General features: G+C 64.7%; 20 protein-coding genes, 1 tRNA gene and 1 pseudogene. 12 read left to right on the plus strand and 10 right to left on the minus strand.

Annotated elements, in window-relative coordinates:
• Window positions 1-24: 24 nt before the first annotated feature.
• The gene (locus AU175_RS14870) at window positions 25-717 is read right to left on the minus strand and encodes a TetR/AcrR family transcriptional regulator (protein WP_231938626.1); all 693 of its coding nucleotides are present in this window, start codon (window positions 715-717) and stop codon (window positions 25-27) included.
• A gap of 60 nt (window positions 718-777) precedes the next feature.
• On the opposite strand from AU175_RS14870, the gene AU175_RS14875 reads away from it, so the two are divergent.
• Genes AU175_RS14875 through AU175_RS14885 form a run of 3 tightly spaced genes read left to right on the plus strand, consistent with a single transcriptional unit; the run spans window position 778 to window position 4,403 of the window.
• Entirely contained in the window at window positions 778-2,145 is a 1,368-nt protein-coding gene (locus tag AU175_RS14875) for an acetyl-CoA C-acetyltransferase (RefSeq protein WP_066291295.1), read from the plus strand.
• A 9-nt stretch (window positions 2,146-2,154) separates the two neighbouring features.
• The gene (locus AU175_RS14880) at window positions 2,155-3,495 is read left to right on the plus strand and encodes a 3-oxoacyl-ACP reductase (RefSeq protein WP_066291298.1); all 1,341 of its coding nucleotides are present in this window, start codon (window positions 2,155-2,157) and stop codon (window positions 3,493-3,495) included.
• On the plus strand, window positions 3,492-4,403 hold the full coding sequence (locus AU175_RS14885; protein ID WP_066291305.1) for a MaoC family dehydratase: 912 nt from the start codon (window positions 3,492-3,494) through the stop codon (window positions 4,401-4,403). The genes AU175_RS14880 and AU175_RS14885 overlap by 4 nt, the downstream gene beginning before the upstream one ends.
• Here AU175_RS14885 and AU175_RS14890 read toward each other — a convergent pair.
• The 4 genes and pseudogenes from AU175_RS14890 to AU175_RS14905 form a co-directional block, all read right to left on the minus strand.
• Window positions 4,400-5,533: an FUSC family protein gene (locus AU175_RS14890; RefSeq protein ID WP_082979242.1), complete on the minus strand. Its 1,134-nt coding sequence runs from the start codon at window positions 5,531-5,533 to the stop codon at window positions 4,400-4,402. The two genes, AU175_RS14885 and AU175_RS14890, sit on opposite strands and share 4 nt — an antisense overlap.
• 27 nt (window positions 5,534-5,560) lie before the next feature.
• Window positions 5,561-6,669 (minus strand): annotated as a pseudogene (locus AU175_RS22820) (serine hydrolase domain-containing protein).
• 17 nt (window positions 6,670-6,686) lie between these two features.
• Entirely contained in the window at window positions 6,687-7,796 is a 1,110-nt protein-coding gene (locus AU175_RS14900) for a glutathione S-transferase family protein (RefSeq protein WP_066291307.1), read from the minus strand.
• Between the two features lie 9 nt (window positions 7,797-7,805).
• Complete coding sequence (locus tag AU175_RS14905) at window positions 7,806-8,549, minus strand: M50 family metallopeptidase (RefSeq protein WP_066291310.1); 744 nt, start codon at window positions 8,547-8,549, stop codon at window positions 7,806-7,808.
• Between the two features lie 111 nt (window positions 8,550-8,660).
• Between AU175_RS14905 and AU175_RS14910 the strand changes: the two genes are divergently transcribed.
• The gene (locus AU175_RS14910) at window positions 8,661-9,125 is read left to right on the plus strand and encodes a GatB/YqeY domain-containing protein (protein ID WP_066291313.1); all 465 of its coding nucleotides are present in this window, start codon (window positions 8,661-8,663) and stop codon (window positions 9,123-9,125) included.
• Between the two features lie 97 nt (window positions 9,126-9,222).
• On the opposite strand, the gene AU175_RS14915 is transcribed toward AU175_RS14910, so the two are convergent.
• Both AU175_RS14915 and AU175_RS14920 read right to left on the minus strand, forming a co-directional pair.
• Window positions 9,223-9,525 carry a DUF4193 domain-containing protein gene (locus AU175_RS14915; protein WP_066291315.1) on the minus strand — a complete coding sequence of 101 codons (303 nt, stop codon included), beginning with the start codon at window positions 9,523-9,525 and terminating at the stop codon, window positions 9,223-9,225.
• Window positions 9,526-9,787: 262 nt separating this feature from the next.
• Window positions 9,788-9,870: transfer RNA gene (locus tag AU175_RS14920), tRNA-Leu, on the minus strand.
• Window positions 9,871-10,044: 174 nt separating this feature from the next.
• Here AU175_RS14920 and AU175_RS14925 point away from each other — a divergent pair.
• Both AU175_RS14925 and AU175_RS14930 read left to right on the plus strand, forming a co-directional pair.
• Window positions 10,045-11,349 (plus strand): M20/M25/M40 family metallo-hydrolase, encoded by a 1,305-nt coding sequence (locus AU175_RS14925; protein WP_066291317.1) that lies wholly within the window; start codon window positions 10,045-10,047, stop codon window positions 11,347-11,349.
• A gap of 14 nt (window positions 11,350-11,363) precedes the next feature.
• Window positions 11,364-12,524, plus strand: a complete 1,161-nt coding sequence (locus tag AU175_RS14930; protein ID WP_066291323.1) for an acyl-CoA dehydrogenase family protein — start codon at window positions 11,364-11,366, stop codon at window positions 12,522-12,524.
• A 21-nt stretch (window positions 12,525-12,545) separates the two neighbouring features.
• Here AU175_RS14930 and AU175_RS14935 read toward each other — a convergent pair whose 3' ends face one another.
• Window positions 12,546-12,779 (minus strand): DUF5703 family protein, encoded by a 234-nt coding sequence (locus tag AU175_RS14935; RefSeq protein WP_066291326.1) that lies wholly within the window; start codon window positions 12,777-12,779, stop codon window positions 12,546-12,548.
• Window positions 12,780-12,818: 39 nt separating this feature from the next.
• Between AU175_RS14935 and AU175_RS14940 the strand changes: the two genes are divergently transcribed.
• On the plus strand, window positions 12,819-13,085 hold the full coding sequence (locus AU175_RS14940) for a hypothetical protein (protein ID WP_066291329.1): 267 nt from the start codon (window positions 12,819-12,821) through the stop codon (window positions 13,083-13,085).
• Here AU175_RS14940 and AU175_RS14945 read toward each other — a convergent pair.
• The gene (locus AU175_RS14945; protein ID WP_066291331.1) at window positions 13,082-14,017 is read right to left on the minus strand and encodes an aldo/keto reductase; all 936 of its coding nucleotides are present in this window, start codon (window positions 14,015-14,017) and stop codon (window positions 13,082-13,084) included. The two genes, AU175_RS14940 and AU175_RS14945, sit on opposite strands and share 4 nt — an antisense overlap.
• A 50-nt stretch (window positions 14,018-14,067) precedes the next feature.
• Between AU175_RS14945 and AU175_RS14950 the strand changes: the two genes are divergently transcribed.
• Both AU175_RS14950 and mshC read left to right on the plus strand, forming a co-directional pair.
• A complete protein-coding gene (locus AU175_RS14950) occupies window positions 14,068-14,901 on the plus strand; it encodes an undecaprenyl-diphosphate phosphatase (protein WP_066291333.1) in 834 nt (277 codons plus the stop codon).
• Between the two features lie 15 nt (window positions 14,902-14,916).
• Window positions 14,917-16,194, plus strand: a complete 1,278-nt coding sequence (gene mshC / locus AU175_RS14955) for a cysteine--1-D-myo-inosityl 2-amino-2-deoxy-alpha-D-glucopyranoside ligase (protein WP_066291337.1) — start codon at window positions 14,917-14,919, stop codon at window positions 16,192-16,194.
• Window positions 16,195-16,258: 64 nt separating this feature from the next.
• Here mshC and AU175_RS14960 read toward each other — a convergent pair whose 3' ends face one another.
• Window positions 16,259-17,164: a PAC2 family protein gene (locus AU175_RS14960; protein WP_066291339.1), complete on the minus strand. Its 906-nt coding sequence runs from the start codon at window positions 17,162-17,164 to the stop codon at window positions 16,259-16,261.
• A gap of 152 nt (window positions 17,165-17,316) precedes the next feature.
• On the opposite strand from AU175_RS14960, the gene AU175_RS14965 reads away from it, so the two are divergent.
• The 3 genes from AU175_RS14965 (at window position 17,317) to AU175_RS14975 (ending at window position 20,400) form a co-directional block, all read left to right on the plus strand.
• Window positions 17,317-18,063 carry an HAD family hydrolase gene (locus AU175_RS14965; RefSeq protein WP_066291341.1) on the plus strand — a complete coding sequence of 249 codons (747 nt, stop codon included), beginning with the start codon at window positions 17,317-17,319 and terminating at the stop codon, window positions 18,061-18,063.
• Window positions 18,056-19,222, plus strand: coding sequence for a site-2 protease family protein (locus AU175_RS14970; protein ID WP_066294200.1), 1,167 nt, complete (start codon window positions 18,056-18,058; stop codon window positions 19,220-19,222). The genes AU175_RS14965 and AU175_RS14970 overlap by 8 nt, the downstream gene beginning before the upstream one ends.
• Window positions 19,223-19,335: 113 nt before the next feature.
• Entirely contained in the window at window positions 19,336-20,400 is a 1,065-nt protein-coding gene (locus AU175_RS14975; RefSeq protein ID WP_066291344.1) for a tRNA (adenine-N1)-methyltransferase, read from the plus strand.
• Window positions 20,401-20,449: the final 49 nt, after the last annotated feature.

A 20,449-nucleotide genomic window follows, 5' to 3' on the forward strand; every position in this document is an offset into this window, starting at 1 on the left:
GAATTGTCGGATGGTCGGCAGTATTCATGGCGACTTGTCGGGCTCAAGCTCAGAAGCTATTCCCACGCACAGCCAGGCCGTGATCTGGCGTGCCATGGCTTCCTGGTCTGGCTTCGCGGGCGAGCCCGGAGTGCTGAGCCACCGCTCCCCGGCGTTGCGGACCAGGCCGATCGCGGCGGTTGGCCAGTAGCCAATCACCGCTTCCTTGCCGTCGCCAAGATGTGCCCGCATTGGCGTGGCTATCATCTCCGCGATGGAGTCGAAAAAATGACCGAGTGCCCCGGAAATGGCCGCTGAGCCCTGGTGTCCATCCGGCTCCCCGGCAGACGGACGGGTCACGAAGGTGTACACATTGGGACTCGTTTCGGCCATCTGCAAATAGGCCGACACCATGGCCAGCAGGCCCTCGCGGGGCGTCTGCGCGCTTTGGGCGGCTTCACGGATGCGGCGTTGCATCTGGCTGAGAACCACTTCGCCCACTGCCTGCTGAAGTCCGGCTTTATCTCCGAAGTACCGGTAGAAAACGGACTTTGAGGTGCCGGCTGCAGTGGCTATCTCTTCCATCGAAGCATCGCTGCCCAAGGCATGCACTGCCAGCCGCGCTGATTTGATCAGCTCCCGACGGCGTTCCTCGCGGTGGCTTTGCCAGCGGGCAGAGCGTCCGTCTGCGCTGGAACTGGCCGCGGGGCCGGATGCCTTTGTCTGGGAGTTGTTCACGATACCCAGCGTATCAGGTACGCTGGGTATCGGTAACGAACCAAAACAGAGGAGACACGTATGTCCGTCGAAGGACAGTCCGCTTCAGGACCCCAGGAATCCAGCCCCCAGGTTGCCCACGCAACCGTTCCGACGCCCCGCAGGGCCGTGGTTGTGGGCGGAAACCGGATCCCCTTTGCACGGTCCGGAGGCGCCTACACCAAGTCATCGAACCAGGACATGTTGACGGCCGCCCTGGACGGCCTTATTGCCAGGTTCGGCCTTCAGGATGAGCGGATCGGTGAGGTCGCGGCCGGCGCGGTCCTCAAGCATTCCCGGGATTTCAACCTGACGCGGGAAGCAGTCCTGGGCTCTGCGCTGTCCGCTGAAACGCCGGCCTATGACGTTCAGCAGGCGTGCGCCACGGGGCTGGAAACCGTCCTTGGCCTTGCCAACAAGATCAAGCTCCGCCAGATCGATTCGGCAATTGCCGGCGGTGTGGACTCTGCGTCCGATGCCCCCATCGCCGTGAGCGAAGGACTGCGCCAGGTGTTGCTGGACCTCAACCGGGCCAAGACCCTCCCACAGCGGCTTCAGGTGATCAGCCGGCTGAGGCCCAGGGACCTCGCCCCCGATGCCCCCAACACGGGCGAGCCCCGTACAGGACTTTCCATGGGTGAACACCAGGCTCTGACCACTGCCCAGTGGGGCATTACCCGGGACGCGCAGGACCAACTGGCGTTCGCCAGCCACCGCAATCTGGCCGCCGCGTATGACGCCGGGTTCTTCGACGACCTGCTGACGCCCTACCGCGGGCTGACGCGGGATTCCAATCTGCGGGCCGACACCACGCTGGAAAAACTGGCCACCCTGAAACCCGTTTTTGGCAGGAACCTTGGGGCAGAAGCCACCATGACCGCCGGTAACTCCACCCCGCTGACAGACGGCGCCTCCACTGTCCTCCTCGCGGCCGAGGAGTGGGCTGATGCTCATGACCTCCCAAAGCTGGCAGCGGTTGTGGATGGAGAGGCGGCCGCCGTCGACTTTGTCCACGGCAAGGACGGGCTCCTGATGGCTCCCGCGTTCGCGGTTCCGCGGCTTCTTGCCCGCAACGGGCTCAGCCTGGCCGACTTTGACTTCTACGAGATCCACGAAGCCTTCGCCGGCACTGTGCTCAGTACCCTGGCTGCCTGGGAGGACGAAGAGTTTGGCCGCACCAGGCTGGGACTGGACGGGGCGTTCGGCTCCATTGACCGCGCCAAACTGAATGTCAACGGCTCGTCCCTGGCTGCCGGCCATCCCTTTGCCGCTACCGGCGGGCGTATTGTTGCTTCGCTGGCCAAGATGCTGCATGCCAAGGGCGCTGTTGAGGGACGGCCCGCACGGGGGCTCATCTCCATCTGTGCGGCAGGCGGCCAGGGCGTCGTTGCAATTCTGGAAGCACTGTAGGGGGACCGGATGACAGACAACTACACCCAGTTCGCGAACCGGGGATTGGGGAAGAAAGTCACAAAGAAGCTGGGCCTTCCGCAGCCGGCCATCCTGCGCCGGTACCAGCCGGGTCAGGCGCTGATTACCGGGCCCATCCTTGTCCAGGGCAGCACCGCCGGCGCCGACGCACTTGCCGCCAGCCTGCTTTCCTGGGATCTGGATGTCCGGCGGCACGCCGTCCCGCGCGAAAAGCTTGGCGCCATTGTCCTGGTACTTGATGAATTGGATCGGCCCGAGGATCTGGAGGGTCCGGTCCTGGCAGCCGCGTCCTCGCTGAGGGATCTCTCCCCAAGCGCCCGCGTCATTACCCTGTCCCGGCCGGCCGCCAACAGCGCGGATCCGTCACAGGCGGCGGCCAGGCAGGGCGTGGACGGGTTCCTGCGGTCACTCGCCCAGGAGCTCCGCTCAGGCGCAACGGGCAACGGCATCCTTCTCGCGGACGGGGTTACGGCCACAAGCCCCAGCGCCCTGGCGGCCGTGCGGTTCTTCCTCTCCGGACGGTCGGCGTACGTGGACGGGCAGTTCCTGACTGTCACCTCCCCGGACGGCACCCTGCCGGCAGACATCGGGCAACCACTGGCGGGCAAGGTTGCCGTCGTTACCGGTGCGGCCCGCGGCATCGGTGCGGCGATCGCCAGAACCCTTCACAGGGACGGGGCCACCCTGGTACTGGTGGACATCCCAGCGGCAGGGGACCACCTCGCCGCGGTTGCCAACGAAGTACACGGCACCGCGCTCCAGCTGGACATCAGCCGCGAGGACGCGGGCCAACGGATCATTGACCACGCCGTGCAGCGGCACGGACACCTGGACATAGTCGTCCACAACGCCGGAATCACGAGGGACAAACTGCTGGCCAACATGGACCATGCGCGCTGGTCGTCCGTCATCAACGTCAACATCGCCGCCCAGCTCCGCATCAACGAAGCGCTCCTCGCTTCTGAACACTTCCGCACCTCACCGCGCATTGTGTCGGTGGCGTCCACGAGCGGCATCGCGGGCAACCGGGGACAAACAAACTACGCCGCCTCCAAAGGTGGAGTGATGGGCATGGTGCGCGCCTCCGCGCCGCTGCTGGCAGAAAACGGTGGCACCATCAACGCTGTGGCACCCGGATTCATCGAAACCGACATGACCGCCCGGATTCCGGTAGCGCTGAGGGAGGCGGGCCGCCGGCTCAACTCCCTGCGGCAGGGCGGCCAGCCCACCGACGTTGCGGAGGCCATCGCCTTCCTGGCAAGTGACGCCGCCGGAGGAATCAACGGCGTCGTGCTGCGCGTTTGCGGGCAGAACGTGGTAGGGGCATGACCACGATCCAGCCGGTCATCCTGGGTGAGATGCCCTCCCTCTCCAAGCTCTACATCAATGCAGCCGCGCAGGCAGCCCGCCGCCGCATGCTGGGATCGAACGACGCGCCGGACCTTCCGGATGCCAGGCACGAGGTCAGGGGAGTGGCTGCCGACGTCGGCAACCTCACCGCCTACCAGCACCTCATTGGCGAGACGGCCAGCGATGTCCTGCCGGCCGGCTTTATCCATGCCCTCGCCTTCCCGCTGGCCATGAGCGTGATGAGCAGGGACGATTTCCCGTTGCCTCTGCTGGGCATGGTTCATCTCAGCAACCACATTGAACAAAGCTCGGCCGTCCTGTTCACAGAACAGCTGGACATCACCGCGCACGTGGAGAACCTGCGGGGCCACCGTTCGGGGACGCAAGTGGACGTGGTGGCCGACGTGCGGGCTGCCGGTACGGCCATTATCCGCTGGCGGGGCGTCTCGACGTACCTGGCCAAAGGCGTATTCCTGCCGGGCATCGACAAGCCGTCGCCTACGGGCGGGCGCACCGACTTCAAGGCGCCATATCCAACGGCCCTGTGGCAGTTGGGCGTGGACACCGGCAGGGCCTACGCAGCAGTGTCCGGCGATTTCAACCCGATCCACCTCAGCGTGCTGTCTGCCAAGGCCCTGGGCATGCGCCGGTCCATAGCCCATGGCATGTATCTGGCGTCGAGGGCGCTGGCGGACGTCGGAGCGGTGAAGGGCGATTCGTTCAGCTGGCACGTTGACTTCGAAGCGCCGGTGTTCCTCCCGGGACGGGTTGCCCTGGACATCAGCACCGTGCAGCTTCCGGGCGGGCCTTGGCGGGAGTCCGATTTCGTCGCATGGAATCCACGCTCCGGCCGCAGGCATTTTGCCGGTACCGTGGCTGCGCTCTAGGGCGCCGGCCTCACCGCGCGGAGGATCCGGTGCAGGCTCAGCAGGATTGATTTGGAAGCGGTCAGCGTACCCCCGTCTGGAGTCCGTGCGTCCGGGTCAGGTCCGGCTGTGGCGGCCATGCACGCTTCGACGGCCGCTTCCGCCGCAACGAACCGTTCGTGCTGCGCTTCAGCGTCTTCACTGCGGAACGAGCGCAACAGCTCCCCGGTTGCGGTCACCGCATCCGCCAGCGGCACGCTGTCCCTGAACGGGACTGTGTAGGGCACCCCTTCCTGCCAGATGACATCGGAAAGCACTTCAGTCATGTCCTGGATGTGGAACGTCACCCGCTCAAGTTCACGCAGGTTGCGGTAGTCCAGGTCCACGTCCCTGGGGTGAAGCCGCCGGCGCGGGTTCGCGCGCCGGCTTGCATCCGCTTCCTGGACCAGGTGGCGGACGGAGCGTGCGGCCGTCGCCAGCTCGTCCGAGCGGCGGGACCAGTCCTCGTGCTCCGGCGGCCACTTTTCTTTGAGCGCGGCCCCCATGTCGGTTAACTGCGTTCCAAGAGCCAGCCGGAGCTCGTCCAGGCTGGCGGCGGCAGCGTTAAAGTGCAGCGGCGGAAACACCAGGAAGTTCACGGCGATGCCCACAGCCACGCCCACACCCATCTGGATGAGGTAGCCGAAGGAAAAATCGTCGGGATTGCTTCCACCTACCAGCAAAACCAGCAGGGCCGCCGTCGGTATCCAGTCCCGTCCCGACCCCAGCCGGGGGAGGCCCGCGAGCAGCACCCCAATGCCCATAAAGATGGCAACGGTCAAAGGTGACGGGTCTGTGACATTGACCAGTAGAAAGGCAAGCCCGATTCCCATGGCCAGGCCTACCAGGGTCTGGAGGCCCTGGCGTACGGAACCGGCCACATTGTGGTACATCGAAACCAGGGCGCCCAGCGGCGCATAATACGGATACTCCGCGGCCGCGCCCGGCATGAACGGGGCTATAAAAAAGGCCAGCCCGGCGGCCAGCGCAGCCTTTGCAGCCAGCTGAAGGCGCTGCAGCGTGAACGCTGCCGATACGCCTCTGACCGTCTGGCGCAAGAGCCGGGTCCCGTATGCCAGCCGGGCATCCCGCTGCTGTTGAGTGTCACCCATCCGCCCAACCTTAGGGGCAGCGTCCTGCTAGGACAAGGCGGCGGCGGCGCGCCTGACCTCAAGCGCAAGGCGGTGCGCTTTGCCTGGTGTGCGGCCTTCCTCTGCCCGCCGCGGAATGTAACCAAAGCCAAGGCTGTAGGAGGGGTCCGCAAAGCCCAGGGCTGCGTTGGCGCCTTCATGCCCAAAAGCCCGGTGGCTGCCAAAATTCCGTGACGGGTGCGGCTTCATGAACACCACGGCAAAGGCGTTGTCCAACCCCGAGGAACGGTCCAGGCCCCAGACCTGCTCCTGGGACATGGCTGCCACCGTATCCGGCGAGAGCAGCGGCGGGCCGCCTCCGACGCCGGTGGTTGCTGCCGCGTAAAGGCGTGCAAGCCCCGCTGCCGAGCCGACACCGCCGGCGCCGCTCATCCCGGCCGCCCTTACCGTCCGCTGGTTGGGGAGTTCCATGATTGTGCTCACTGCCGCGTTGCCATTGAGCCCTTCCAGGCTGAGTGGATCCAGCCAGGGCTGCTGCGGGTCGGTGTCGTAAAGGACATCCCGGTAGCGGCCATCCAGCTCGACCGGCACCCCAAAAAGAAATCGACGCCGAATGGCAGCCGTATGCGGGTGTCGTAAAGGGACTGCAGTGCCTCGCCTGCCACGCGTCGGCAAAGTTCCTCCATGAGGATGCCGATGGTGATTGCGTGGTATCCAAAACAGCTGCCGGGACGCCACGCGGGGCGGGTTGCCGCGAGCCGCGCGGCCGCCTGCGGCGTAGTGAACTCGTCCAGCGCAAAGCCGCCTTCCACTCCCATCACCCCCGCCTGGTGGGACAGGGCTTCGCGGACGAGCAGCTGGTCCTTGCCGTACTGCCCGAATTCCGGCCAGTAGTGGGCAACGGGCCGGTCGAGGTCCAGCAGCCCGTCCTGCACCAGCAGGGCGACCACCATGGCGGCCACGCCCTTGGAACAGGAGTAGGCCCCCGTGATGGAGTCAGCTGCGAGATGGGGACCCCCGTGCAGGTCAACCACCCTCACGCCGTGATGGTAGGCAGCCACTTGGGCGCTGTAGCGCTCATCATCAGCCAAGAGGGACTCAAAAAGGTCCAGAACAGCTTCGAAACCGGGCGCTGCAAAGCCACGGGAAATTTGCATGGCCCCAGCTTAGCCTGTTAGAAAGCGCTTTCCACGCGGCCGATGGGTCCGTGACCTGGCGCCACTTGTTCGGCGGGGGATACGGGACCTGGAGCAGTCCCGTCTCCGAACGGCCGCCCGCCAAGCGCCTCCCGGTTATGGGCAGTCAGCCAGCCCGACAGGTCCGGGCCCTGCGGCACGACGCCCGTGGGATTAATGTCCGAATGCACGATGTAGTAGTGCTGTTTTATCTGGACAAAGTCGATAGTGTCGCCGAAGCCAGGCGTCTGGAACAGGTCGCGTGCGTAGCCCCACAGCGCAGGCATTTCCGTGAGCTTCTGGCGGTTGCACTTGAAGTGGCCGTGGTAAACCGCGTCGAACCGGGCCAGGGTAGTGAACAGCCGGACATCCGCTTCAGTAATGGTGTCTCCCACGAGGTATCGCTGGCCAGACAGCCGCTCCTCCAGCCAATCCATCGCTGTCCATAGCCTGGCGAAGGCGTCGTCGTAGGCCTCCTGCGAGCCGGCAAATCCACAACGGTAGACGCCGTTATTCACCTCGGTGAAGACGCGTTTGTTGACTGCGTCGATCTCCGCGCGCAGATCTTCCGGATATAGCTGCGGCGCACCGGGACGGTGGAATTCCGTCCACTCGGTGGAGAAGTCGAGGGTGATCTGCGGAAAATTGTTCGTCACGACTTCCCCGCTGCAAATATCCACGATCACAGGGACGGTGATTCCCCTCGGATAATTGGGGAACCGCCGGAAGTAGGCAGCTTGGATACGTTCGATACCGAGGACCGGGTCCACTCCGCCGGGATCCAGGTCGAAGGTCCAGGAGCGGGCATCATGGGTGGGGCCGGGCTGGCCGAGGGAAATCGCATCTTCGAGGCCCAGGAGCCTCCGAACTATGACTGCCCGGTTGGCCCACGGGCAGGCCCTTGCCGCTATCAGGCGGTACCGTCCGGCCTCAACGGCCCATCCCGGTTCACCGCCGGTACCGGGCCTCCCGTCGCGCGTGATCCGATCCTCAATGTAGTTGGTGTCCCGGGTGAACTCGGCGCCTCCCGTGACATAGGCGCCCGACGTGCTGTGATCCCCGCCGCCCGTGGCACTGCCGGAACGTGCTGCTCCCGATTCCTGGTTCATCCCGCCAGCCTATGCTCTGGCCACCAGAATGGCCGAGACGGGCTGCCAGGCCACGACCCACGACGCCCCCACGATGGCAACGAACAACGCGATCCAAATGAAGGAAGGCACGGACGTGGAGCGGTAGAGCAAGTAGGCGTCTGAACTGGCCAGTCTGTCCCGGCGGCGAACGTGCACGTGAATGAGCTTGATCACGTCGCGGACTGCAGCCACCAACAGTGCAAGGCCAAGGGCTATCGCCACATGGCCAGTGAAGGCGTGCGGAACGAAAAAAACCAGCACGGCGCCGGAGGCGGCGGCGGCCAACGTGATCAGGAAACCCGCCAGGTTGCGTACGAAAAGAAGCGACAGGACCAGGATCAGCGAGCCGGCCGTCAGTGCGGCCGGTCCCCACCCATTGAACCCGGACCAAACAAGCGCAGCCCCTGCCAGCGCCGGGACCGGGTACCCCCAGAATCCGGACCACACGGAAGCCAGCCGGCCCCGGCTGTAGCTTGTGGTTGTCCCCGAGTGGTCCAGGCTGAGCCTTATCCCGCCCAGCCGTTGTCCGCTCATGAGGGCGGCGAAAGCGTGGCCCAGTTCATGAGTTGCCGTGGCCAACAGCCCGAAGTAGCGCCACGTGCCCCGGGGAATGGACAGCGCCGTCGCCGCAAGCAGGACCACTGCCAGTTCACCGACGGTGACATTGGGGAGGGCTGTCCGGCTGAAAGCTTCAATGAGACGCTGCCAGAATTGGCCGGGCAGGGAGTTCACGCGCTGCCCGGCGGGAGGTAGTCATAGTGCGTCATAGCCCTCTACGGTACTAGAGGGCAGTTGGACCTGCCCGCGCCCCTGCCTGGGGCGCGCTACGAATCGAGGAATACCGTGTCCACTTTGAAGGAACGACTGCACGCTGATGTGGTTGTGCACATGAAAGGGCGCAACAAAACAGCGCTAACGACGGTACGCAATGTACGGGGGGAGATCGAAACCCGCGAAAAGTCCGGCAAGACGCCCGTCGTGCTGGACGACGCCCAGGTGACGTCCCTGCTGCAGAAAGAAGCGGCGAAGCGCCGTGACACCGCCCGGATCTACTCCGAGGCAGGAGAACCGGACCGCGCTGCCGCCGAAATCGCCGAGGCCGAGGTCATTGAGGCCTACTTGCCTAAACCGCTGACGGAAGCAGAGGTCGAAGCGATCGTGGATGGCGTCATCGCCGAACTCAGCGCCCAGGGCCAGGCGCCGGGTATGCGCCAGATGGGCGACGTGATGAAGCCCGTGACGGCTAAGGTCGCCGGCCGATTTGACGGGAAGGCCGTCAGCCAGATGGTCCGCAGCCGGCTCGGTTAAAGACGAAAGGCACGTCCACGGTTTGCGTGGGCGCGCCTCATCGTATCCAGGTGCGCCTGCCGAAGCGGGCGCCGGTGGGTTTGTTCTTTGTGCGGTATCAGCCTTCGCAGTCCGTGCAGTAGCTGTGTCCATCCTTCTGCCGCGCGATCTGCGAGCGGTGCCGGACCAGGAAGCAGGAGTAGCACGTGAACTCGTCTTCGGCCTGGGGGATGACCTGGACGATCAGTTCCTCGGCAACGAATTCGCCGCCCGGAACGCCTGCGCCGTCCAGTCCATCTGCCTCGTCGAGTTCCAGCACAACACTGCGGGCGTCGGGTGCGTTCGCGGACTGGAGCGCCTCGAGCGAGTTGTCCTGCGATTCCTTGACGTCGGAGCGGAGTTCGTCGTAATCGGTTGCCACTTAGGTGTTTCTCTTTTCTTTGGTTCAGTCTGTCGCGTATGCAACGTACAGCATGGCGCTGGTATTCCCCAACGGGCTAACGCCCCACTACGCGTGGGGCGGGCGCTTTTCGGTCCGAATGTGACCAACGGCACTGCTGCGGGCTACTAAAGCACGGAACGTGCAGCCAGCACAAGACCGACGGCGGCCGCAGCCGGATCGTCGGTTGCAGCCATAGAAAAAAGCCCCTGGAATCCTTGGATTCCAGGGGCTTTCCCTTCTGTGCGCGGAGGGGGACTTGAACCCCCACCCCCTTTCGAGGACTAGCACCTCAAGCTAGCGCGTCTGCCATTCCGCCACCCGCGCAGGTGGTATTTCGGACAACGTTTCCGCCTTTCAGCGTTTCGCGTTTCTCCGAAGCAGCGAGAAAAACTCTAACATGAACTTTCCTGAAACATGGAATCGGGCCAAATGGGTAGGCTGAAGGCACGCGATTCCGCACTGTCTCCAGCAGCCGCCCACCTTCATAAGGAGTGCTCAATGCCCGATATCCGTCCCGAAGATGAAGTCGTCCGGATCTGCCAGGAGCTCATCCGCATAGACACCTCAAACTACGGCGACGGCTCCGGGCCCGGGGAGCGCGCCGCGGCCGAGTACACGGCCGGCCTGATCGAGGAGGTCGGCCTCCCGGCCGAAATCTTTGAGTCAGCCCCCGGCCGGGCCAGCGTCGTAACCAGGATGGCCGGCGAAGACCCGGGCGCGAGTGCCCTAGTAGTGCACGGCCACCTCGACGTTGTTCCAGCGCTCAGGGAGCAGTGGTCCGTGGACCCGTTCGGAGCGGAGCTCAAAGACGGTCTCATCTGGGGGCGCGGTGCAGTGGACATGAAGGACATGGATGCCATGATCCTGTCTGTGCTGCGTGGCTTCGCCAGGACGGGGCGCAAACCGAATCGGGACATCATTTTCGCCTTCTTCGCCGACGAGGAGGCCGGCGGCGAGTACGGTGCGCGGTACGCCGTGGACAAGCGCCCCGAACTATTCGAGGGCGCGACGGAAGCCATCTCGGAGGTTGGCGGTTTCTCGGCAACCATTGGCGGTCAGCGCACCTACCTCCTGCAGACGGCTGAAAAGGGGATCTCCTGGCTACGCCTCGTTGCGCACGGGCGGGCCGGGCACGGCTCCCAGATCAACACCGACAACGCCATCACACGACTGGCAGCGGCGGTGACCCGGATCGGGGAATACCAGTGGCCTATTGAGCTGACTCCCACCACGCGCCAGTTCCTGGACGGGGTCACGGAACTCACGGGAGTTGAATTCGATCCTGATAACCCCGACGTCCTGCTGAGCCAGCTCGGAACGGTGGCGCGGTTCGTCGGGGCGACACTGCAGAACACGACCAACCCCACGCTCTTGAAGGGCGGCTACAAGCACAACGTCATTCCGGAGTCGGCAGAAGCCCTCGTGGACTGCCGCACGCTGCCTGGCCAGCAGGACCACGTCCTGGAAATTGTGCGTGAGCTCGCAGGAAACGGTGTGGACGTCAGCTACGTGCATAACGACGTCTCACTCGAGGTCCCGTTCGCGGGCAACCTGGTTGACTCCATGATTGACGCTTTGCATGCCGAAGACCCTGGAGCAAAGGTGCTGCCGTACACCCTCTCCGGGGGTACGGACAACAAGTCCCTGAGCCGTCTGGGCATCACTGGCTACGGCTTCGCACCGCTGCAGCTTCCGGACGATCTGGACTTCACCGGCATGTTCCACGGTGTGGACGAACGCGTCCCGGCGGACTCGCTGAAATTCGGCGCCCGGGTCCTCGACACGCTGCTCACAAACTACTGAGCCTGGCTGCGGACATGACGCCCGAGGACGTGTTGCCCGACGCTTTGCTGGAACGGATCCGGGGACGTGCGGGCGCCTACGACCGCGACAATGCCTTTTTCCACGAGGACCTCCAGGAACTCACTGCGGTCGGTTACCTCAAGCTCTGTGTTCCGTCGTCCGACGGCGGCCTGGGGCTTGGGCTCGAAGCGGCCGCACAGTGCCAGCGGCGGCTGGCAACGGCGGCGCCGGCCACCGCCCTGGCCGTGAACATGCACCTGGTCTGGACCGGCGTCGCGCAGGTGCTTTCTGCCAGGGGCGATCACTCCATGGATTTTGTCCTGCAGGAGGCTGCTGCGGGCGAGGTCTTCGCCTTCGGCAACTCCGAGGCGGGCAATGACTCCGTGCTTTTTGATTCCCGCACCATGGCCGCGCCACTGCCAGGCGGTGGCTACAGCTTTACCGGCACAAAGATCTTCACAAGCCTCTCGCCGGCCTGGACAAGGCTGGGGATCTTCGGCAAGGACACCCACGCCCGGGACGGTGAAGGGGAACTCGTCCACGGGTTCATCCGCCGGGACACGGCCGGCTACCGGATTCTGGACGACTGGGACACACTGGGGATGCGCGCCAGCCAGTCCAACACCACAGTGCTGGACGGCGCCGCAGTCCCGGCGGACCGGATCTTCCGGAAACTGCCCGTCGGTCCGAATGCCGATCCTCTGATTTTCGCCATCTTTGCGTGCTTCGAAACACTGCTGGCGGCCGTCTACACAGGCATCGGAGAACGCGCGCTGCATTTGGGAGTGGAGGCCGTGAAACGGCGGACGTCCTTCAAGAACGGCGGCCGGAGCTACACCCAGGACCCTGATATCCGCTGGAAGGTGGCTGGCGCCGCTATGGCCATGGACAACCTCTATCCGCAGCTGACGCTGGTGGCCCGTGACGTGGATGCCCTGGTTGACCATGGCCAGCGGTGGTTCCCGAAGCTTGTTGGCTTGAAAGTCAACGCAACAGAAACCGCGCGGCGGGTGGTGGACGTGGCTATCAGGGTAAGCGGCGGTTCTAGCTATTTCCGTGGCTCGGAACTGGAACGGCTCTACCGCGACGTGCTGGCCGGCATGTTCCACCCGTCCGATGACGAATCGGCGCACAACACCGTGGCCAACGCCTGGCTCGGCCCGCTCGACGCATAACTCCGCCGGACCTGTTCACTGCTAGACGGTCCGCTGGACCTGCATCACCCGGCGGCGGAGCCAGAAGCGCCGGCCTCCGCCCACGTACAGCTTGCTCCGTTCCAGTTCCCACTTGCCGTACTCGGAGTGTTCCACAAGCCTGCGCCGGGCTTCAGGCAGGGAATCGTCGGGGCTGAGCGTCAGTACGAGGTACTCGTACTGCCTTAGATAGTCCCGTTCCCGCTGGACCGAGCTGGTGAGAAATTGTTCCTTCATTGCTCTCCATTTTCGTCCTTTTCCGGCTAACGTGAAGTCATGAGCATCGATCCGCGTGTCGCGCTTCAGTCCTTGACTTCCGCCTTGGAAGAACACCTTATAGCAGCGTCCAACCGCCGCGGTGATGGGGACCCCGCCGTAGAGGCGGCTTTTTTTGCCGTCGCGGATGCGTTCGAGGTCTATGAGGACGCGCTCTATGAGGCCTACACCGAAGTGACGCCCCTTCAGGTCTTTGACGACGAAGAGGACGAAGACGAAGCCAGCGATGTCGATGACGAAGAGGATCTGGAAATCCTCGAGGACTAGGCCTGCTCTGAAACGTCCTCCAGGGCCCGCGAGATCTCCGGCGGTAACGGAGTCAGCTGGGCATTGAGGATTTCCTTGAGCTGAACGGGAGTCCGGGGTCCCACAATCGCCGAAGCAACTCCATGTTGTGAGAGCAGCCAGCTAAGTGACACGTCCAGTGGCGTACGCCCCAGACCCTTGGCGGCCATCGAGACCGCCTCCACCACGCGGGAGGCCTGCTGGCCGAGATATGGCTCTATATAGGCGGCAAGCCCGGGGTTCGCGGCCCGCGAATCGCCGGGGATGCTGCCCCTGTATTTGCCGGTCAGTGCGCCCCGCCCCAGCGGGGCCCACGCCAGGAGACCGAGCCCGGCATCTTCCACCGCAGGAATGAGCTCACCTTCGGGTTTCCGCTGCAGCAGGGAATACTCTGCCTGGGCGGCAACCAGCGGGAAACCCGCGATGGCGGCCGCTTTGGCGCTCTGCCAGCCATTGAAATTTGAGACGCCGGCGTAGCGCGCTCGGCCGGTCCGTAGGGCGAACTCGAGCGCGGACAAGGTTTCGTCCAACGGGACGTTCGCGTCCCAGGCCTGGGCAAACCAGACGTCGACGTAATCAGTGCCCAGACGTGCGAGGCTCGCATCAAGCCCGGACAGCATCGCCGTACGCGACGTGTCCACGGTCCGCCGGCCGTCCGGCGTCGAGATTCCGGCTTTGGTGGAGATTGAGACTTCGGTGCGGGCGACGACGTCGCCCAGCAGTGAGCCGATCAGGGCCTCCGACCTGCCGTCGGCGTAGGACGCCGCAGTATCGAGGTGCCTGCCACCAGCATCCACAAACGTCCGCAGCAATTCAGTGGCGTCCTGCTCGTCCGTTTCGCCGGCCCACGACATGGTGCCGAGGGAGAGGGTGGAAACACGCAATCCACTGTTGCCGACGTAACGCTGCTGCATAGCAGCAAGCTTACGGGGAATCAGCAGGGTCCATGACGTAGGGTCTTAGCGTGAACTGGTTTGAGGCGGCCCTGCTGGGCCTAGTGCAGGGACTGACCGAATTTCTACCGATTTCATCAAGCGCGCATCTGCGGATCGTAGGGCAATTCCTGCCCAACGCCTCCGACCCCGGCGCCGCCTTCACCGCCATCACACAGCTGGGTACCGAGACAGCAGTACTTGTCTATTTCTGGGGCGACATCGTCCGCATCGTCAAAGCATGGCTGGGCTCCCTCAGGGGAAAAGTCTCCCGGCAGGACCCTGATGCGCGCATGGGCTGGCTCGTGATCCTCGGCAGCCTGCCCATCATCGTCCTGGGCCTCCTGTTCCAGGACCAGATCGAGTCAGTACTCCGCAGCATGTGGATTGTGGCCACTACCTTGATCGTGTTCGGCCTGATACTCGCAGTGGCGGACGCGGTGGGCAAACAGGAACGCGACCTGACCCGATTGACCTACAAACACGGCATCTATTACGGCTTTGCCCAGGCAATGGCGCTGATCCCCGGGGTTTCCCGTTCCGGCGGCACCATCACTGCGGGCCTGCTGATGGGGTACACCCGTGAGGCCGCGGCCCGCTATTCCTTCCTTCTTGCCATCCCCGCGGTCTTCGGCAGCGGCCTGTTCCAGCTCTACAAGACGGTATCGAAGGAAGGCATCACTGGTCCGTACGGCCTGCCGGAGACAGCAATGGCCACCGCGATCGCTTTCGTTGTGGGCTACATCATTATTGGCTGGTTCCTGAAGTTCGTCTCCACCCGCAGTTACCGGCTCTTTGTCTGGTACCGGATCCTCCTTGGCCTGGCCTTGTATCTGTTGCTCGGTTTCAATGTGATCAGCGCCTAGCACTAGGCTTGGCCTGTGAAATCCTGGATATCCCGCCCTGTTCCTGACCTGCCCGGCAGCATGCCCGCCATCCGGCTTTTTGATACCGCCGCAGGCAGGGAAGTTGAGCTGCGGGGCCTCGGCGACCAGTCACTGTACGTCTGCGGGATCACGCCGTACGACGCCACCCACATGGGCCATGCGGCCAGCTATGTTGCGTTTGACCTGCTGAACAGGGCCTGGCGTGACGCCGGCCAGCGCGTGGCCTACGTCCAGAACGTCACCGACGTCGACGACCCCCTGCTGGAGCGCGCTACGGCGACCGGCGTCGATTGGCGGGACCTCGCTGCGAGCCAGATCGAGCTCTTCCGGACGGACATGGTGGCCCTGAACGTCCTCGCGCCGGACCATTACGTCGGCGCCGTGGAATCCGTCCCGCTGATCGTTCCCGCCATTGAGCGACTCCTCCGCAACGGCCTCGCGTACCGCGTACCCGGCGCACCGGGAGAGCCGGACGGGGACGTGTATTACGACGTCGAGGCAGCAGGAAAGCAGTCCGCAGCCACCGACGCCTGGTCATTGGGCGTCATCTCCGGCCTTGCGGAAGCCGAGATGCTGGAACTGTTCGCTGAGCGGGGCGGCGATCCCGGACGTGCCGGCAAGCGGCAGGCGCTGGACCCCCTCCTGTGGCGCGTCGCCAGGGAGGGCGAGCCCAGCTGGCCGGGAGGGGAGCTCGGAGACGGCCGGCCCGGCTGGCACATCGAATGTACTGTCATCGCCCAGGAATACCTTCCTGCCCCGTTTACGGTGCAGGGCGGAGGCTCGGACCTCATCTTCCCGCACCATGAGATGGGCGCCGGCCACGCATACTCCTTGGCAGGCGTGCCGTTGGCCCACCATTATGCGCACGCCGGCATGGTGGGACTGGACGGCGAAAAAATGAGCAAGTCCAAGGGCAACCTGGTGCTCGTCTCAAGGCTCCGGGCATCAGGCGAGGAGCCCGCTGCCATCAGGCTTGCGATCCTGGCCCACCATTACCGGTCGGACTGGTCATGGACCGAAGACGGGTTCGCGGACGCGAAGGGCCGGCTCGCTGCGTGGCGCAGTGCACTTTCGGCAGCACCGGCAGGGTCTGCCGCCGGCCTGATCGCGGAAATGCGGGCTGCCCTGGCTTCGGACCTGGACGCGCCGGCGGCGCTGGACGCGGTTGACCGCTGGGCTGCCGGAGCGGCATCAGCCGCGGTAGCGGGCAGCCGGCAGGACGGGGCGCTGGTCCGTGACGCCGTGGAAGCCCTGCTCGGCGTCGTGCTTTAGCAGGCAGTCCCCAGAGAAACCGCCTGCCCGCCGCGGCGGGCGGGCGGCTTGATGGATTGTCCTGTCAGGGTTTGTCTTTGCCCCGGCGCTTCAGGTAGCGCTCAAACTCGCGGGCTATGGACTCTCCACTGGCCTCGGGCAGGTCAGCGGTGTCCTTCGCCTCTTCAAGCTGGCGGACGTAGGCGGCGATCTCAGGGTCCTCGGTGGCGAGCTCGTCCACGCCGCGTTCCCAGGCGTCTGCTTCTTCGGCCAGTTCATGGGTGTCCAGCGGAACCTGGAGCAGTTCCTCGATACGGTGCAGGAGCGCCAACTGCGCCTTGGGCGACGGCGCCTGGGCCACGTAGTGCGGCACGGCAGCCCACAGCGAGACCGTGGGTATCCCGGCCAGCAGCGAAACTTCGGACAAGACTCCCACAATGCCTACCGGCCCCTCGTACTGGGAGGCTTCGAGATTCAACCGTTCCCGCAGGGGCGCGTCGTCGGAGGATGTGCTGACCGGGATGGGCCGGCTGTGGGGCACGTCCGCGAGCAGGGCACCAACGAGCACAACGTAGTCCACGTTCAACGCCTCCGCGTGCACCAGCAGTTCTGCGGTGTAGGCCCGCCACTTATAGGACGGCTCGGTGCCCTGGACAAAAATTACGTCCACGTTGGAATCGGGGGCACTGGCCTTGTAGATCCTCGTGGACGGCCATTTGATCTTGCGTTCGCCGGCCGCGTTGCGCCGCACAGTGGGCCGCGTGAATTGGAAGTCGTAGTATTCGTCGGCGTCGATGGACGCAACCTTCTTGCCGCCCCAGAGCTTGTTCAGGAAGCGCAGCGAATCGCTGGCCGCTTCCCCCGCGTCATTCCAGCCCTCGAAGGCGGCGAGCATTACGGTGATGCGTTCACCCTCAGCCACTGGCTGCAGGAACCGCTCCGGCCCGGCCTCGGCACCCGGTTCGGTGGTGTCTCCGTCGAAGCTATTCATCCCATCACCCTACGTCCAAGAACCCGCGTCCCGCATTGAATGAAGCGCCGAAAAAATCATCGGTGGCGCGAACTCCTGGGAGCGCGTTGCCTGGTATTCGCCGAGGGCGTAGCCCACAGCCTGCGTCCAGCCGGGCACCGTAGACTGAACACATGCGATCCCCAGCCACAATTTCCCCCCTCAAAGCAGTCCTCTGGGACATGGACGGCACTATTGTGGACACCGAGCCGTACTGGATCGCGGCCGAACATGGGCTGGTTGAAGCCCATGGCGGCACCTGGTCACATGAACAGGCCATGCAGCTCGTCGGGCAATCACTGACCTACTCCGCCGGCATCCTTCAAAATGCTGGCGTGGACCTGGAAATCAGGGAAATCATCGACACCCTCACTGCGGAAGTCATCTGTGGCGTGCGGCGCCGTGTGCCTTGGCGGCCGGGCGCGCGCGAACTCCTGGACGAGCTCCACCAGGCAGGTGTCCGGTGTGCCCTCGTCACGATGTCCGAGGGCCCCCTGGCCCGTGAAATTGTGGCGAGCCTCCCCAGGCCGTACTTCGAGTTCGTAGTAACGGGGGACACCGTCGCCCAGGGCAAGCCGCACCCGGAGGCCTATCTGACCGCGGTGAAGCTGCTCCAGGGTTCTGATCCCGCCCTGACCATCGATCACTGCGTCGCCTTGGAAGACTCCGCACCCGGCGTCGCCGCCGCGGTTGCCTCGGGCGTGTCGACGGTGGCGATTCCCCACATCGTTCCCCTCCCTGATGATCCCCGCCACACAACCTGGGACACGCTGGCCGGCCGGACGGTTTCCGAACTCGTCGCCATTGCCGCGGACCGGAACGGCGTCGCCGGTGCGGACCGTCGGCTGGAAGCGGCGCTGGGGGGTCCTGCAGATGGGTGAGAAATCTGCTTCGGCCCGGCGCGAAGGAATCCCTCTCGGGAGAATCGCCGGCATCCCCGTCATCCTGGCCTACTCGTGGTTCGTCATCGCCGCCTTCACCGTGATTGTCTATGGGCCGGTACTGCGTGAGAACAACCCTGCCCTCGGCGTCGCTGCGTACACGGTGGCCTTTGCGTATGCCATCCTGCTCCTGATTTCCGTGCTGGTCCACGAACTCGCCCATGCTCTCACCGCCAAGATCTATGGCTGGCCGACACAAAAGATCGTCCTGAACCTGTGGGGCGGACACACGCAGTTCGAAAACTTCACCGCCACGCCTGGACGTTCCGTACTGGTGGCCCTCGCAGGGCCTGCTGCCAACTTTGCGCTGGCCGGGGGGGCGTGGCTGGTGCTTTCCGGCGCCAGCCTTCCCACTGTTGCGGAACTCCTCACCAATATCTTTATGTGGGCCAACCTGCTGATCGGCATTTTCAACGTGCTTCCGGGCCTGCCCCTCGACGGCGGGAGGATCGTCGAATCCGTCGTCTGGAAAGCCACGGGCAGCCAGGCCAAAGGCACGGTCGCGGCCGGCTGGGCCGGACGCCTCATTGTCGCCGCACTGGGCTTCTGGTTCATCGCCCTTCCCTTGCTGGCCGGAGAGCCGCCCGAACTCAGTCTGCTCATGATCACGATCCTGGTCGGTGGATTCCTCTGGGTGGGGGCATCGGCATCTATCCAGCAAGGAACGATGCGCGGACGGCTGCACCTCGTTAACGCCGCCGCGCTGTCGCGGCCCGCCGTCGGAGTTCCGCTCACGGCCACGGTGGCGGACATCCTGCGGCTGGCGCCGTCCGGAATTCCGGCCGTGGTGGTGTGCGGGCCTGACGGGCGCCCGCAGGGCGTGGTGGACGCCTCCGCCGTCGCCGCGGTGCCGCCGCCCGCCGCAGGTTCCACGCCAGTGACGGCGGTGTCCTACCGCCTCGGCGCAGGCGCCTACGTGCCGGAGTGGTCAAAAGGACAGGAACTCATCCAATACCTCGGCCAGCTGGAAGGCCAGGAATACGCGGTGGTTGACCATCGCGGCATAGTGACCGGCCTGTTGGCGCAGGATGTGGTGGTGGCAGCCATCACCGGCAAGAGTGTGCGCCCCAATAGGTATCCGCAGCGCCAGAACCGGTAGAGTTACCTGCCGGTCTCATTTAGCTGCCACATGGTTTCCGTCGGGGGCAAGGCCTGACAGGACAGCCCCACCAAATGCGCAGCCCCACAGTTTTACAGGAGCGAGGAATTTTCATGAGCAGCGAATCTGCCGCCACCGAAGCCGCAGCAACACCCCAGGGCGGAGTGTCCGCCAACGGAGCCCAGCCGGTGGGGGCTGCGCGGCGCCGGGGTCCCTTCCGTGAAGGCGAACGAGTCCAGCTCACCGATGAGCGTGGCCGTATGAACACGATCACCCTTGAAGTGGGTGGTGCCTTCCACACCCACCGCGGATTCCTCAACCACGATGAGATCATCGGCAAAGTTGACGGCTCCGTGGTGGTCAACAACGTTGGACAGCAGTACCAGACGTTGCGCCCGCTGCTCTCCGACTTTGTCCTCTCGATGCCCCGCGGCGCCGCCGTTGTGTACCCCAAGGACGCCGGCCAGATTGTCACCATGGCGGACATCTTCCCCGGTGCCAGGGTGGTTGAGGCCGGGGTTGGCTCCGGAGCGCTGTCCATCTCCCTGCTGCGGGCCGTGGGCGACAACGGCTACCTGCACTCCTTTGAACGGCGCGAAGAATTCGCCGATATTGCCCGCGGCAACGTGGAGACCATCTTCGGCGGGCCGCACCCGGCGTGGAAGGTTTCGCTGGGTGACTTCCAGGAGGAAGTTGTCACCAGCGAGGCCCCCGGATCCGTCGACCGCGTCGTGTTGGACATGCTGGCCCCCTGGGAATGCCTCGACGCCGTAGCCACCGTGCTTGCTCCCGGCGGCGTCTGGATCAACTATGTGGCTACCGTGACCCAGCTCTCGCGCACTGCCGAGGCCATCCGTGCCGACGGCCGGTTCACCGAGCCCGATGCCTGGGAGTCCATGGTCCGCGGCTGGCATCTTGAAGGCCTGGCGGTACGTCCCGACCACCGGATGGTGGCCCACACCGGGTTCCTGCTGGTTACCAGGCGCCTGGCCGACGGTGTGACCGGGATTTCCGTCAAGCGGCGCCCGTCGAAGACCGACTTCGACGAAGCGGACGTGAATGCCTGGACTCCCGGGGCGGTAGGGGAGCGGCTGGTCTCTGATAAGAAACTCCGCCGTGCTGCCCGCGACGCCATCGCCGGCACCAACGTCAAGGATGATCCGGAGATCACGAACTAGTCCAGATTTTGGGAGTCTTCAGCTCTACCTGCCAACTTGGGGCTAAGGT

This window comes from Arthrobacter sp. B6 (assembly GCF_001663775.1).
Taxonomy (GTDB): Bacteria; Actinomycetota; Actinomycetes; order Actinomycetales; family Micrococcaceae; genus Arthrobacter.